Raw genomic sequence first — 14,441 nt, 5'->3', positions numbered from 1 at the left:
GTTGTCCTGACAGCGCACATACGCAGACCGCTACGGTTGTCAAAAGTAAGGCTTTCTCCTGCTTGTTCTACTGCCTTTCGTGATCATGATACCATTCATACCAAATGGCTTGGAACACCGGCTGTCAGCCAGTATCTTCGCTTACAGACAAGTACTACGAATATGAAGATGAACAGCTACCTCCGGCACCTGTTAACGGCGGCGGGCATCACGGCTTTCCTCAGCAGCTGTGCGCCCCAGATCACCCGCTATCGTCTGGAACCCGTCTCCGGCGATATCGCCCGGATCGATGGCCGGTCTACCACCAAAGCCGAACAGAATAATATCGGCGTCGTTGCGTCTTTTGAGCACGAAGACATGGAATACGTTGTTTTTGACATTGAAGTTAAAAATAAAACGGAGCACACAATCACCGTCAATCCGTCCGATTTTCAGTATAGTTTTCTGGACGCCGGTCAGGATACGCTACGGATAATACAGCAGAATGAGGCCCTGGCCGTTCTGCACGCCGTTGATCCCAACTATGCCGCCAGTCAGGTTGCCCTGCGCCAGAAGAAAGAAGAAAAGCGCCTGAAAACGGCGAAAGTCATCAATACCGTCCTGTTTGCCGCCATCCTGATCAGCGACGCTTCCTCGTCGGGCAAAAGCCGCAATTACGGCGAATGGCGCCGCAACCGCGTTAACCACGACCTGGCGTGGCAGGCACTGAACGTTAAACGGGCCGTTGATTATGGCACGCATGCCAACCGGATGCAGAAATATGATCAGGAATCGTACCGCTGGCAGGCCATGGCGCTGAAACCAACGGAGGTCGCCGCCGGTGAGTCGGTCAGGGGGCTGGTGTATGTCCGCAAAAATCCCGGCGCCCGTTACCTGAATCTGGTATATACCCTCCCTGAAGAAGCGGCGGTACCGATTACGTTTGAGCAGGAACTGGTCACGGCCAAAGCCAGCAAGGCAGCACGGCGCTGAGCAAACCGGTTTTGTAAAAGTTGAGGCGGCAATGCCACCCTTTTGGCATAATACTTGTCTATACAGCAGAAACCCATAACTCTGCTGAAATGAACAACTTTCTCCATCTTTTACTAATGATTGGATCAGGTATTACGGGATCGATTCTGGGGTTCCTGGCGGCTGCGGCCTTACTGATAGCCGTTGTTATTTTGGTTGTCCCTTATATGGTGATCAGCCTGCTGGCGCGATATACGCCGTTCGGCAACATACAGGTAAAACTATCACCGACATGGAATCACTAAACAAAAAAGGGGAGCGTAACCAAACGCTCCCCTTTTTTGTCAGTTGGCCCGGATCGTTGCCGGCCCGACTACCGCTTTCCGACTCCTGACCGCCGAGGTCACAAAAAAGCCGGTGGCCTCCTTCCCTCCCGTTTTCGCATTAATGATATTGGTCGGCACGTTTGCCGGCGGCGTAGCAAACAGCCCGCCGTTTGTAATCTGCTGATTCAGCAGCTGCAGAAAATAATACGCTTCCGCCGGAATCGACTGCAATTCAACCCGGACCGTATCGTTCATGGCGTATAAGCCTGCCGGATTGATCGATTGCCGGATGGGCCGGATAAACGCCAGCCCATCCGTATTGCCGCTGCCGCTGAACGCTCCGTCGTAAGCCAGAATCAAATCCTGCGGCCGGTTCTGCAACTGGCTGTTCCGGAAATAGCGTATCCGGTAATAATCGGTTGCCTTTGGCAGGTCATTGGCATAAAACTCTGCCTGATAGCCCTCCTCCGTTGACAGCGGATTGATTTTCTCCTTCCGGAAAATAAGCGAATCAATCGGCGGCACGCGGTTCATCTTCGATTGTGAGTAATATTCTTCACCCTGAAAACGGATGCCCAGATAGTAGGTGCGACCGATCCGGGCGAGGGTGTCTGTCGTTTTGGCCGGGGTCCAGACATACGTTCCATCGTTGTCGGGATCGGTAAAGAAATACAGCTTCTGCGCCTCATCCATAACCACCACCGTAGCGTTTGTGGCGGGTGTCGCCACGCCGTTGTTGAAATAGGCCGTTGTCTGCGTCAGTCGAACAGACTGTGCCCCCGGCTGATCCGTAATCCAGGCATCCACTGATAACTGCGACGGACCTTCGTCCAGCTTTGCATCAATCACCGTTTCGCAGCCCGTCAGCGCCACGGCCATCAGGCACAACAGCCCGATCCCTGAAAATAAACGAGTCATGGTTTGTTTTGCGTGGTGGGTGTTCATCAGAATTTGAAGTTATAGGTTACCGACGGAATCATGGTCGCGAAAATTGAATAGCGTACGGCCTCGGTTTTGTTGCTGCCCTGAAGCTCTTTAGTATCAAACGTGATCTTTCCGTCTGCACTCGTCAGCACCTTGTCCACATAAGTCGGAACGGCCTGCCGGAAGTACACCGAAAACGGATTTTTCCGGTTATAGACGTTGTAGACCGAGAACACCCAGTTGTCCTGATTCTTCCGTGCCTTCCCGTTTGCGCGTGTGCGCTTACCCTGTAAGGTAGCCGCTATATCCAGCCGGTGATAGACCGGAATCCGGTAGTTGTTGCGGGCGTAGTCGGCATTGTGTGGTACCACATAGCCCTGATACTGGAACTGATTGGTCGGGAAGGTAGCCGGGGTGCCGGTGCTCAGCACAAACGTGCCGGAAAAACTCCACCGCGACGGGTTGCCATTCGCCTTGACCGGATCATAGAGCAGTACGGTATTAAACGTATGCCGGCGGTCAAACCGCGACGGGAACCACTTGTCCTTGTTGATGCCATTGACCTGCCGCTCGGTTTTGGCGAGCGTGTAACTGATCCAGCCGTGAACCGCACCCGTATTTTTTTTCAGGAAGAATTCAGCCCCGTAAGCACGGCCTTTGCCGCTCAGCAGATCACCTTCCAGGTATTTGTTCAGCAGCAGATTGGCTCCGTCGATATAGTCCAGCTGGTTTTGCATCCATTTGTAGTATACTTCCACCGAGGCTTCATAGGCATTACCCGACGGACCGAAGTTTTTGAAATACCCGCCGGCCAGCTGATCCGCCAGCTGCGGCCGGATGTTGTTGGTGGATGGCGTCCAGACATCCAGCGGTGTCGAGGCGGTAGTGTTTGAGACAAGGTGGATATACTGCGCCAGCCGGTTGTAGCTTACCTTAAACGAGCTGTTATCACTTAGTTCATATTTGGCCGAAAACCGTGGTTCCCAGTTGCCATAGGTCTGAATACTCTCTCCGCGTCCATACGTTTTTGTCTGGCTCAGTACCGGAAAACGCCGCTGTCCGGCCGGTACATCCGTCTGAAACGAATAGGCTTCGCCCGGACCGATGTAGTTGAAATAGGAGTACCGTAAGCCATACTGTAACTGAAGACGGCTGCCGATCTGCTGTTCATTGCCTACGTACAGGGCGGCCTCAAGCGCATATTTACTTTCCAGACCAAACGTACGCACCTCGCCCGAACTGGCAGCAGTAGCCGTTCCGGGCTTGAAGTCATAGACAATGGCCTGGCCGCCGAAACTCAGTGTATTGTTTTTCAGAAATAAGGTAAAATCCGGTTTCAGACTGTAGTTGATGATTTGTGATTTCCAGCGGAAATAATCGTTTTTGTTTTCCTCCTTCTTCTTCAGATCCGAATCGAGCAGGTAATCATAATTGCTGTAGAAGGCGGTTGTATTCAGGAACAACTTGTCGCTGAATACGTGATTCCAGCGCAGTGAGGTCGTTGCATTTCCCCAGTTAAAGCCGAAATCGGAGCCAAACACATCGCGACCCAGATAGCCCGACAGGTAAATCGTGTTGTTGGCGTTGATTTTATAATTGCCTTTGGCGGTCAGGTCGTAGAAATAAAACTTTGACCCGCGCAGATCACTGTTCAGGAACGGCTGCGCCAGAATATCGGCATACGACCGGCGGGCCGCCACGATGAATGAGCCCCGCGACGTACCGTCTTCTTTTTTAAGGAACGGCCGCTCATAGGCCAGCCGACTGAAAATAAGGCCGATTCCGCCCGTCAGTTCGGGCTTTTTGGCATTCCCTTCCTTCATCCGTACGTCCAGAATCGACGAGATTCGTCCGCCGTACAGGGATGGAATACCGCCCTTAATCAGCTTCACGTCCTTGACCGCATCGGGATTAAAGACCGAAAAGAACCCGAATAAGTGGGAAGAGTTATAGACCGGTGCTTCATCGAGCAGCACCAGGTTCTGGTCAATATTGCCCCCGCGTACGTTGAAGCCGGTAGCCCCCTCCCCGACCGTTGTTACGCCGGGCAGCAGCTGGATACTACGAATCACATCAACCTCGCCCAACAGGGCCGGAATCCGCTGAATGGTTTTCACGTCAATCTTATTAACGCTCATCTCAATATTCCGGACGTTGTCTTCTTCCCGTTCAGCCTTTACGGTTACTTCGGCCAGTTCCTTGCCTTCTTCTCCCAGTTCGATATTCAGTTTTACGTTCTGATCGGTGAGCGTTACCGGTAGCTGCTGTTTGGCAAAACCGACGTACGTCACCGTTACCGTATACTGTCCCTGAGGTAACGAAATAGCGTAATAGCCATAGTTATTCGTTACCGCGCCCGTATTAGCCTCCTTTACATATACCGAAACACCGATTAACCCTTCACCGTTGGCTTTGTCCTTCACGTATCCGCTGACCGTGAGCTGCCCCTGGGCCCAACCCTTACCAGTTCCTGCAACTGCTGTCAGCAGTGCGATTAACCCTAAAATCAACCTGTACCTCATCGTTTACCATTGGGTTTACTGCATAAAAAACCAGTTCACTTCGTTGTTGTTTTCACAAAGCACAAAGGTAATGTCATATATCCGGTACTTGGCTAAAATTTAGATGAACCTGAAAAATCCGGGTGGGAACGGCACTTTTCGTAGGATAAAAGAAAGACCCTATACGTTTCGCAAGGTTAATAGAAAACCGGCATGTTCTGTAACGTTACAACCAGTAACCTAAGCTCTTCCACTTTCCAGGTATTATAGTTTGCCCGGCGGCGGTGCATTTTGGTCGCGTCGATACTGATCCGGCGCAGCAGGTAAAACTTTTGCGGTGAAGGCATCAGGTCAATGATAACCGGCAGCTTCCGGATGTGAAAGCAGATTGTATGGTCCAGACGCAGGTATGAAGCAAGCCGCGTCAGTTCATCATTGGTCCACGTTTCCGGTTTGCGCCGCCGGTTCAGAAACTGTTGCTCTGACAAGTCGACCGCATCCATTATTGCCTGCCGGTCTGCCGGTAAAGTTTCCAGTACGCGTAACAGTTTGGTTCTAAAGCGAAGATATTCTTCAACCAGATGCATAAGCTGTTCCATAATGTCTGTTGTTTGAAAATTTTCTATCAACAAACCTGCTAAAGAAAGCAGTGTGAGACAAAACAGTACAGAACCGAATAATTAAGGGTGATTTCAGGAAGTTACTTTTCGCAGAATCGAAGTCTAACCAATATCTGAAGCAAATTTTATATGAATAAATGTATTTAATTATTGATACCATTACCGGAAAGCTATGAAGATACTGCTTTTAGAAAATGATATAGCATATGCGGCAGAAATGAAACAGATTCTGACTGATAATGCCCTGAATCTGGTCAGCACTGTATCCTCAATTGAACAGGCGGAAAAATGGTTGCAACCCGGTAAAATTGATCTGGTTATTTCAGAACTATTTCAGGATGACGGGAAGAGTACACTTATGCTCTTAAACCGCACGCAGACCTTATCGTTACCGATAGTTTTTTCCACGGCTCATCCGTTTGCACTGGCTTACGAGCGGATCCGGCAATTTCCGCATGCAGCGCTGCTTGTTAAGCCTTTTCATCGGTTAACACTTCAACGAACGATTGACCTCCTGTATCCGGCAGCTGAGTACGCTCAAATCTCTCCGATTCAGTCCGTATTTGTCCGTAATAACCAAAGTAAAATAGAACGCATTGATTTACAATCCATTCATTGGGTAGAATCAGAGGGCAATTACGCTATTATACAGACAGAGAATAAACGCTATGCCGTTAAACGTTCTTTACAGAAAATGGTAGATCTACTGGATCGCCGGTTTCTACGCGTTCATAAAAGCTTTATTGTAAACCTCAATCTGATCGATAACATTAGTCTGCTAACCGGCCAGATTACCATTCAACAGCAAATCATTCCAATCGGGCGTACGTATAGAAAAGACATTAAAGACAGTGTGCCGATCGCCTGAGTTTAGTATCTAGTCTATAAAAGCAAAAAGCGGCTTCGGAGTTCCTGAGCCGCTTTTTTGTCGTTTATTCTTCGTCCTGTTCGCGGATCATCTGCGCCATTTCCTTCAGCGACGCCAGGTGCTCTTCAGTCGGCTCCGGATAACTGCATTTCAGGTCCGACAATTCATTCACAATCAGCTGTGCCACGATCAGCCGCATATTCTTCTTATCGTCGGCCGGTATGATATACCACGGCGCCTTATTGGTTGCGGTTGCGTTGATGGCTTCTTCGTAAGCATTCATGTACTTCTTCCAGAACCCTCGTTCAACCACGTCCTGCTTCTCGAATTTCCAGTTCTTTTCCGGTTCATCAATGCGTTTCAGCAGCCGTTTACCCTGTTCCTTTTTCGATACGTTCAGGAAAAACTTGATCACCCGAAAGCCGTTCCGGTAAAAATAGGTTTCGACATGCCGGATGTCCTTGTACCGGTTTTCCCAGAGTTTATCCATGTTGTCCGTCAGCTCTTCGGGCAGTCGCTGGCTCGTCTTGATAATCTCCGGATGAACCTTTACAACAAGCACCTCTTCGTAATACGACCGGTTGAAAATGGTAATGGTACCGCGTTCGGGCATGTCCAGAAAGTTTCGCCACATGAAATCATGGTCAAGCTCCTTATCCGACGGCCGTTTGTAGGAATTTACCCGCACCCCCAGCGGATTAACACCGGCAAACACATGCTGAATCGTGCTGTCCTTACCGGCCGCGTCCATGGCCTGAAAAATGATCACAACCCCATACCGGTTATGGGCATACATCCGCTCCTGCAAGGTATTGATCTGTTCTACCAGTTCCCCGAGCTTATGGTTGTAATCATCCTCGTTTTCGTATAAGTCGTCAATTTTGGTGGGTGCATCTCTGTGCCAGAACTCTTCCGAGCCATCGGCCAGAAATTTTTTATTTTTAATGGGTAAGAAATTGCCAGACATAAGCGATCGGTAAACTTTATGAAAATCGGGAATGTTATCAGTGCAGAACAGCTTCTGTGCACTAAGCTACACAGAAAACAATCCTGATCGGTTTGAATAACGTAGGTTTAATAACCTTTTAAACAACTGTTAATAATTAACGTATGTTTGTTAACGCTTTTGCTCAGAAGTATGTTGCAGGATGGCTGCTGGCTCTGCTTACGGCTGTTTCCATGGGCTCCTGCGCCCAGTCGGCCAACCAATCCAATCAGCAAAAAACCAAAACCATGAATACAGAAAACACAGCCGCGACGTCAGGCACCGGTAAGCTGGAAAAAGCGACATTTGGTACCGGATGCTTTTGGTGTACCGAAGCTATGTATGAGTCGCTCGACGGCGTAATCTCGGCCGTTTCTGGTTACGAAGGCGGACAGAAAGCGAACCCAACCTATAAAGAAGTCTGTACGGGTACAACCGGCCATGCCGAATGCGTGGAAGTAACGTATGACCCGGCTAAGATTAGCTATGCCGAATTACTGGAAGCCTTCTTCCGCAGCCACGACCCGACATCCCTGAACCGTCAGGGTGCTGATGTCGGAACGCAGTACCGCTCTGTTGTTTTTTACCACAACGATGAGCAGAAAAAGCTGGCTGAAACGGCGAAAAATGAGCTGAATAAAGAAAACGCCTACGGTAAACCGGTCGTAACGGAGATCAGTCCGGCCACAACATTCTATGTTGCAGAAGACTATCACCAGAACTATTTTGCTCAGAATCCGGATCAGGGCTATTGTGCCTTCGTCATTGCGCCTAAACTTGACAAGTTCAAGAAGGTATTTAAGGAAAAATTGAAGAAGGATAACAACGCAGTAGCAAACCATTAGCAAATCTTAGTAGAAAGCCCAGAAATGGGCTTTTTTCTTAATTATACTACTATTTTAGTAACTGATAGCGCGGGCTTATTCAGTGTTTATTTGTACCTTTAGTGTATCCATCCTACATATTTACCCTGTTGAGGTACAAATAAAATAACTGATGAAAGTAACACTGCGTGAGAAATCTATCCAGAATGGTCGTAAAAGCCTGTATCTGGACTTTTACCCTGCCATTACTCATCCTAAAACAGGCGAATCAACACGCCGTGAATTTCTCGGCCTCTATGTACACGAAAAGCCACGTACTGACTTAGAACGCCAGCATAACAAAGATACCCGGCTACTTGGTCAGAATATATGCGCTCAGCGCCAGCTGGCAATTCAAAAAGGGCTGTATGGTTTCTTAGACAGAGACGCCGGCAAAGGTGATTTTCTGATGTTCTTCAAAAGGGAGGCAGAGAAAGAGAGGGCCAAACGAAGCGTTAACAGCCGTAACAACTGGATGAGTGCTTACCGTCATCTCAACGAGTTTGCTGGTGGACAGCTATTGATAAAAGACCTAACAGAACAGTTTTGCAAAGACTTCAAAAACTACCTGCTCTCAGCAAAGGCATTTAGCGCCACCAAACAAGGGTCGACCATTGCACACAATTCAGCTGTCGGATACTTTACCATTTTTAAGACCTCAGTCAAACGCGCTGTAGAAGCAAAGCTGCTTGACCATAATCCGGCCCAGAATGTCAAACGCATACCATTGAAGGATACAAAAAGGGAGTTTCTGACCCTCGACGAATTACGGGCTCTTGCCAAAGCAGATTGTGACCTACCCTATCTGAAGCAGGCGGCCTTATTTTCAGCATTGACAGGCCTCCGGTATAGTGACATTGCCAAACTTACCTGGGGTGAGGTCTTTCAGGATAATGACGGGCATAAAGTCAGGTATACCCAACAAAAGACCCAGACACCGGAAGACCTGCCGATCTCTGATGATGCCTATCTGCTTCTTGGCCCCCCGAAAGCCACCGACGAAAAGGTATTTCCGGGGTTGTTGTATTCGGCCTGGCAAAATCAAAAGCTGAGACAATGGGCAATGGAAGCAGGTATAAGCCGTCCTATTACATTCCACTGTTTACGGCATACCTACGCCACGCTCCAGATAACACTGGGCACCGACATCTACACAGTTTCCAAGATGCTGGGACACCGTGACATTAAAACCACACAGATTTACGCAAAGGTTGTAGATGAGAAAAAACGCGAAGCAGCCAATAAAATAAAGCTAAGCTTATGATCAATTCGAAAAATCCATTTGTGATACTAAAGCCTGACTTCGTGTATCAGCCCCCATTTGTTCCCCTTGTGCATGGAAGCTATCAGACTCCTGCAAACTTCCCTTACTGCTGTGAACGTCATCGGTTAATTATTGATTACGCGAAAGAACTTACTTCAAAGTTTCCATACTGTTGCAGATTCCATCGGGAGGAAATGACTAAAAACCCTTTCGTTAATCTATCTGTCTATAAAACAGATGAATTTGCAGAAAGTATTGTCATTAGAATAGCGTACACTGAGCACCACATCGGAATGATGATAGAGCAGCGGAACTGGTATGAAGATATTACAAACTATATAGATTACGTTGCAAGTAGTTTCGGAAATCCATCCTTCGGAGACCACATTTACAAATGGGTGATAACATCTTTTATCGAATCGATTCAAAATGAGATCGGTTTACATAAAGCACAGAGGTTAACTGATTACATAAACAGCCTTTATCAGGATCCATCTATACAGTATGAGGATAAGGCAGAAGAAACAGACCTGAATCAGTTATATCAAATTTATCAAAGGTGGCTATCTGTATTCCCTTTTTCTATCCCCCCCTTTGATAAGCTAAAAGAAAGGTTTGAGAATATATTCCCTGTATTTTCCGAAGAGCCTCGGTATAATCCCTATACCGGATTGGCCAAAGTGACCTTATTAAGTCAGTTGCAGTTGATTGCCTGGTTGTTTGAAAAAACAAAAGCCATACTTCAATCGACTGATAGTAAGTCGCTTGTATCAAATAGAATGATTGATAAAGTAAATGAACGCCGGTTGGCTGTACTCAATGAAAGACACAACACTAAACAGACACTATTACTAAGCAACTTTTCTAAAAAGGAAAAGAAGTATGTGCAGGTTATAGCCGAATGGCTGGATAATGAAAAGCAGTACTTTAAAGGAGCCGCAAAGCTCCTAAAAGAATCAACAGCCGACACTGTATTACTATCTACACCTACAGATAGCCGCAAGAATATTTTTAACAATAAGATGTCTGTAAGTAAAGCAGAAGCATGGTTCTGTCAGTTAGCTATAGTTAAAAACAAAGCCGGGGACTACTTTCTTAGTCAAGAACAAGTAAACTTGTTCATAGAGCGTGCATTTGTCGGCGAACCATTTTCTAATAAATTAACGCTAAACGTAGGCAATAGGGATAAGGGGAATGTTGTCGGGCTTTTTCATCTATTTTATACCTACTGTTCCACACACATGCCAGGTACAGGTAAACTTGATAGTGAGGCTTCAGCCGAGAAGTATATCAGACTACTTACCGATCATTTTGACAACTGGAGCTTTGAAGAAATAAAGAACAACTTCAGAAGCGGAGGAGACTGGAAAAGGCCGGATTAAACCCATGGCTTTACAAATTATTCTACAACTCTTACAAATCATTTTACAACACTTACAACGAGAATTACATCACAGTGGCATCACCATACTATTGCAGCAGGTTTAAATAATAGACTTGTTAGTAATGGAAAAGCCCGTAATTACGTTCGATCAGTTGCCCTTTGCCGTTTATGAACTGGCCTGCAAAGTAGACAACTTAGCCAATCTTTTAGCGACCCTTACGGGTCAAGCCACCCAATCAATCCCGGACCGCTGGCTATCTATTGAACAACTGGCGGATTATCTTCCAGGGAGACCGGCAATTACTACAATTTACGGTAAGGTCCAGCGCAGGGAAATACCTCACAAAAGGATGGGGAAAAGACTGGTTTTTCTCCAATCAGAGATTGACCAGTGGCTAGAAGCCAAACACGTAAAGACCAGCTCCGAACTGGCTACCTCAGCACAGCAACATATTAGCCCGAACCGCAAGCCAAGAAAGGGGGTTGGCCAATGATCTCTAAGGAACAAAGTCCCCTGCGGCAACTCAGTCTACTTGATCTGGAAGCAAAACGCCGGAAATACCCTAACGATCTCATTTGTAATGCAAATTACGACTTTGGCTTTGAGGTCGACTTCAATAAGACACAACTACGTATAGTGGGGCGAGTTCCAGTTTGCCTACTGATCAACAGATCAATTAACCCGAAGCCCTTTGAGTACACAGTAACTGTCATCCTGCAACTCAATAGCTGGCTACTCAGTATTTGTAAGCCCTCCAATGCCCACTTGAACCATGAACGGCAACAAGTCCAAACCGACCGGGTATGCTCTGTCCAAAGCATTTTATACTGAAGTAGAGGCCAGTACTGACATGCAGGCTAGATGCACAGCTCATCACCATTCACTATATACGTGGATTTGTGAATTGAGTAATCGCTTCCCAAGTCGAGAGGTTTATGATCTTCCAAGAGACTATACAATGACCATGTCATTTATCGGGTCTCCCTCGACTTTTAAGAAGGTTCTCGACGATCTGGTATTATGGGGCATTTTCGAAATTGTGCAGGTCGGAACTAATATATGGCAACCAACCAAGGTTTGTTTTAGCGGTTCATTTTTGAACAAGTACTGTACAGCTACTGAACAGCTGGTGAACACAAGTAAAACTATTAAAACAGAAGAAACTAAGGATAATGTCGAATTGACGTTCGAAGAGTTCTGGAATGCCTATGGCAAGAAGGAAGGGTCAAAGAAAAATGCATTTAACTCGTGGAAGGCTCTTTCCAAAAATGACCGGCAAGCCGCATTTGATACTATTACGGCGTACAAAATAGCCCGTCCGGATCGTCAGTTCCGCAAAAATCCGGAAGGCTACCTGAGACACAGGATTTGGGAGAATGATTTTTCAACAAGTCCGAAAGAGTCCGATACAGCTATTAAAGCTCCTGTAGCAGCACCTAAACCCGTTTTAATTAGCCGATGATGCAGCGATCGCAAATAACACCCAAACATAATCGAGCCGATGGCCAAGTGCTCCCGGAAGCTCTTATATTAAATTCCGTTGATCAGGACCTTGAAAAGGCAGTGTTGGGTACCATTGTCTCTGACGGACGCTTATTTCAGCAGGTATTGACATTGCTTTCGCCTAACGTTTTTCATACGAGAAGGAACCAACAGGTCTGTACAGCACTTTTCAGCCTACAGGAAAAAGGGCTCGAAATTGATTTAATGTCGGTAAAAATAGAATATCAGCGGCTTGGCTTTGGTGGTCAGGAAGCGGATGAGCTACCGATCATTTCTTATCTGGCCGATATAACATCCGGTCCGACACTTTACGCTTCGCTTAAACAGAAGTGCCTGTTTTTGCTGGAGTTATTTTATAAGCGTCAGCTATGGCAGTTTGCAGCCAAGCTAATGCAGCAGGCCGCGGATCCCGTCACAGATGCACTGTCATTGATGGACGCTGCACAGGATTGGCTGGATAAACTACTGGCAGACCGGCAAAGTCTTGGCGAAAAGGGCGTCGACACCATTCTGGGCAATATTTTCGCGCGAATTGAGCAGCAAAAGCAATCACCGGAGAGTATAGCAGGCCTCAGTTCAGGCATTAACGCAGTCGACCGGATAACCGCAGGGCTGAAACCAGGTAACCTGATTGTATTAGCAGCACGGCCGGCCATGGGAAAAAGTGCTGCAGCACTGCATATTGTACGCCACTTGCTCTTAGCCTTAGGGTTGCCCGTTGGTGTCATTAGTCTTGAAATGACAGCAGAGGAGGTGGTGCAGCGACTACTGGCGGCCGAAACAGGATACTCTAATTTTCAGCTGGATCGTGGTGACTGTGACCTGTCTATACTTCACCGTAATTCCGGCCGGCTCTCACGGGCCCCTATTGCTGTCCACGACCGGCCGATAAGCCTTATGGAGCTTAGACTAAAAGCCTATGACTGGAAAAGGCGTCGTGGCATTGCGCTTTTGGTAGTTGATTATCTCCAGCTGGTATCTGTGCCTGGCGCAAAAACCGAGACTGAACAGGTTGGGCTTGTAAGCCGAACACTGAAGGAGATTGCTTCTGAGCTGGGAATACCTGTCCTGGCGCTATCCCAGTTAAACCGTGATTCAGAAACCCGGAAAGACTTTGACAAACGGCCAATGCTCTCTGATTTGAGGCAGTCGGGTCAGATTGAGCAGGACGCAAACGGCGTTTGGTTTTTATTCCGGCCAGCGTATTATTCTCTGAACTATCCTGATGGGTCGGCAACGGATCAAACACTTGAGATTCACATTGCCAAAAATCGAAACGGGCCGACTACAGAGCGTGACAATCCGCTCCTGGTACGCTATGACAGGGCTATTAACACCCTCTACGACTACCCAGACAACGGTTTTCAACCACTACCCAAAGAAGAGGTTAATTTTTAATTATCAACCAAGCAAACTCATGAATGCTATACAAATCTATCAGTATCAGGATTCGCCTATCGAGTTCGAGATGATCGGCGATAGTATCATGGCGAATGCCACCACCATGTGCCGGGCTTTTGGCAAAAAGCCTGATGATATTTTTAAGACAAAACAGTGGGTTGAATTTGAACAGGCAGTTTGCGAGGACCTGAAGTTGTGTTTCGAAGATCTTCGTATCACCCGGAAAGGTAATAGCTCCGGGTTTGAACAGGGGACCTGGATTCATCAGGAGTTGGTTCTGGAGCTGGCCCGCCGACTTAATCCGAGATTTGCTGTCTGGTGTAATCGTAAAATGGCTGAACTCTTGCGCACAGGCCAGGTAGCGATAAAAGAGATATCCCGTAAAGAGCTGGCTAAGATGATTTGGGAAGCAGAGGAAGCCAAAGAAAAGCTGGCTCTGGAAAACCAGCATCTGAAAGCACTTCGTGATGCTGACCAGCCCAAAGTCGAGTTTTACGAAGCGGTTACCGGCAGTAGCGACGTAACCGATCTCGGGACCGTAGCCAAGTTACTCAACATTCCCGGCCTCGGGCGTACCAAGTTATTTGCCCAGTTACGAGAAAAACGAATTCTTATGAAGAATAACCGGCCCTATCAGGCCTATGTCGACCGAGGATGGTTCCGCGTCGTTGAAAGCAAATGGACTAATCCCAACGGTACACAGCATGTTTACTTTAAAACGGTTGTCTTTCAAAAAGGCGTGGCGGGCATTCGGGAGCTACTCTTAAGTACTAATAAGCAATTGCATCCGGGCATCTCCGGCCCCATAGTTAGCCATTCCATCATACACGATCAAAGCCTTTGAGCCTGA

At 47.4% G+C, this 14,441-nt stretch carries 14 protein-coding genes; 10 read left to right on the top strand and 4 right to left on the bottom strand.

What is annotated here, in order from left to right; all coding sequences use genetic code 11:
• Positions 1-168: 168 nt before the first annotated feature.
• Positions 169-972: a hypothetical protein gene (locus AC23NW_RS03990; protein WP_487447876.1), complete on the top strand. Its 804-nt coding sequence runs from the start codon at positions 169-171 to the stop codon at positions 970-972.
• Positions 973-1,088: 116 nt separating this feature from the next.
• Entirely contained in the window at positions 1,089-1,256 is a 168-nt protein-coding gene (locus tag AC23NW_RS03985) for a hypothetical protein (protein WP_487447874.1), read from the top strand.
• A gap of 39 nt (positions 1,257-1,295) precedes the next feature.
• Here the strand turns inward: AC23NW_RS03985 and AC23NW_RS03980 are convergent, their stop codons facing one another.
• The 3 genes from AC23NW_RS03980 to AC23NW_RS03970 form a co-directional block, all read right to left on the bottom strand.
• A complete protein-coding gene (locus AC23NW_RS03980) occupies positions 1,296-2,222 on the bottom strand; it encodes a DUF4249 domain-containing protein (protein ID WP_487447873.1) in 927 nt (308 codons plus the stop codon).
• Positions 2,222-4,723, bottom strand: coding sequence for a TonB-dependent receptor (locus AC23NW_RS03975; RefSeq protein ID WP_487447871.1), 2,502 nt, complete (start codon positions 4,721-4,723; stop codon positions 2,222-2,224). Before AC23NW_RS03975 ends, AC23NW_RS03980 begins: the two co-directional genes overlap by 1 nt.
• A gap of 176 nt (positions 4,724-4,899) precedes the next feature.
• Entirely contained in the window at positions 4,900-5,301 is a 402-nt protein-coding gene (locus tag AC23NW_RS03970; protein ID WP_487447869.1) for a hypothetical protein, read from the bottom strand.
• Between the two features lie 193 nt (positions 5,302-5,494).
• Between AC23NW_RS03970 and AC23NW_RS03965 the strand changes: the two genes are divergently transcribed.
• Positions 5,495-6,190 (top strand): LytR/AlgR family response regulator transcription factor, encoded by a 696-nt coding sequence (locus AC23NW_RS03965; protein ID WP_487447867.1) that lies wholly within the window; start codon positions 5,495-5,497, stop codon positions 6,188-6,190.
• Between the two features lie 64 nt (positions 6,191-6,254).
• On the opposite strand, the gene AC23NW_RS03960 is transcribed toward AC23NW_RS03965, so the two are convergent.
• Positions 6,255-7,157 (bottom strand): PPK2 family polyphosphate kinase, encoded by a 903-nt coding sequence (locus AC23NW_RS03960; RefSeq protein WP_487447865.1) that lies wholly within the window; start codon positions 7,155-7,157, stop codon positions 6,255-6,257.
• Positions 7,158-7,423: 266 nt separating this feature from the next.
• Between AC23NW_RS03960 and msrA the strand changes: the two genes are divergently transcribed.
• From msrA to AC23NW_RS03925, 7 genes are all read left to right on the top strand, one after another.
• Entirely contained in the window at positions 7,424-8,020 is a 597-nt protein-coding gene (msrA, locus tag AC23NW_RS03955) for a peptide-methionine (S)-S-oxide reductase MsrA (protein ID WP_487448334.1), read from the top strand.
• A 151-nt stretch (positions 8,021-8,171) separates the two neighbouring features.
• Positions 8,172-9,302, top strand: a complete 1,131-nt coding sequence (locus AC23NW_RS03950; RefSeq protein ID WP_487447864.1) for a tyrosine-type recombinase/integrase — start codon at positions 8,172-8,174, stop codon at positions 9,300-9,302.
• Complete coding sequence (locus tag AC23NW_RS03945; protein ID WP_487447863.1) at positions 9,299-10,684, top strand: hypothetical protein; 1,386 nt, start codon at positions 9,299-9,301, stop codon at positions 10,682-10,684. Before AC23NW_RS03950 ends, AC23NW_RS03945 begins: the two co-directional genes overlap by 4 nt.
• A 124-nt stretch (positions 10,685-10,808) precedes the next feature.
• Positions 10,809-11,180, top strand: a complete 372-nt coding sequence (locus tag AC23NW_RS03940) for a helix-turn-helix transcriptional regulator (protein ID WP_487447862.1) — start codon at positions 10,809-10,811, stop codon at positions 11,178-11,180.
• A 279-nt stretch (positions 11,181-11,459) separates the two neighbouring features.
• Positions 11,460-12,149, top strand: coding sequence for a hypothetical protein (locus AC23NW_RS03935; RefSeq protein WP_487447860.1), 690 nt, complete (start codon positions 11,460-11,462; stop codon positions 12,147-12,149).
• Positions 12,146-13,588 carry a replicative DNA helicase gene (locus tag AC23NW_RS03930; protein ID WP_487447858.1) on the top strand — a complete coding sequence of 481 codons (1,443 nt, stop codon included), beginning with the start codon at positions 12,146-12,148 and terminating at the stop codon, positions 13,586-13,588. Before AC23NW_RS03935 ends, AC23NW_RS03930 begins: the two co-directional genes overlap by 4 nt.
• Positions 13,589-13,607: 19 nt before the next feature.
• Positions 13,608-14,435, top strand: a complete 828-nt coding sequence (locus AC23NW_RS03925) for a phage antirepressor KilAC domain-containing protein (RefSeq protein WP_487447856.1) — start codon at positions 13,608-13,610, stop codon at positions 14,433-14,435.
• The last annotated feature ends 6 nt before the right edge of the window (positions 14,436-14,441 follow it).

This window comes from Arsenicibacter sp. R0_47 (genome assembly GCF_057652235.1).
This window is presented reverse-complemented; position numbering and strand designations above follow the sequence as displayed.

Bases quoted from the DNA above. Each gene is read 5' to 3' on its own strand.
- AC23NW_RS03990 (WP_487447876.1), top strand. From the start codon at position 169: ATGAACAGCTACCTCCGGCACCTGTTAACGGCGGCGGGCATCACGGCT.
- AC23NW_RS03985 (WP_487447874.1), top strand. From the start codon at position 1,089: ATGATTGGATCAGGTATTACGGGATCGATTCTGGGGTTCCTGGCGGCT.
- AC23NW_RS03980 (WP_487447873.1), bottom strand. From the start codon at position 2,222: ATGAACACCCACCACGCAAAACAAACCATGACTCGTTTATTTTCAGGG.
- AC23NW_RS03975 (WP_487447871.1), bottom strand. From the start codon at position 4,723: ATGAGGTACAGGTTGATTTTAGGGTTAATCGCACTGCTGACAGCAGTT.
- AC23NW_RS03970 (WP_487447869.1), bottom strand. From the start codon at position 5,301: ATGGAACAGCTTATGCATCTGGTTGAAGAATATCTTCGCTTTAGAACC.
- AC23NW_RS03965 (WP_487447867.1), top strand. From the start codon at position 5,495: ATGAAGATACTGCTTTTAGAAAATGATATAGCATATGCGGCAGAAATG.
- AC23NW_RS03960 (WP_487447865.1), bottom strand. From the start codon at position 7,157: ATGTCTGGCAATTTCTTACCCATTAAAAATAAAAAATTTCTGGCCGAT.
- msrA (WP_487448334.1), top strand. From the start codon at position 7,424: ATGAATACAGAAAACACAGCCGCGACGTCAGGCACCGGTAAGCTGGAA.
- AC23NW_RS03950 (WP_487447864.1), top strand. From the start codon at position 8,172: ATGAAAGTAACACTGCGTGAGAAATCTATCCAGAATGGTCGTAAAAGC.
- AC23NW_RS03945 (WP_487447863.1), top strand. From the start codon at position 9,299: ATGATCAATTCGAAAAATCCATTTGTGATACTAAAGCCTGACTTCGTG.
- AC23NW_RS03940 (WP_487447862.1), top strand. From the start codon at position 10,809: ATGGAAAAGCCCGTAATTACGTTCGATCAGTTGCCCTTTGCCGTTTAT.
- AC23NW_RS03935 (WP_487447860.1), top strand. From the start codon at position 11,460: ATGAACGGCAACAAGTCCAAACCGACCGGGTATGCTCTGTCCAAAGCA.
- AC23NW_RS03930 (WP_487447858.1), top strand. From the start codon at position 12,146: ATGATGCAGCGATCGCAAATAACACCCAAACATAATCGAGCCGATGGC.
- AC23NW_RS03925 (WP_487447856.1), top strand. From the start codon at position 13,608: ATGAATGCTATACAAATCTATCAGTATCAGGATTCGCCTATCGAGTTC.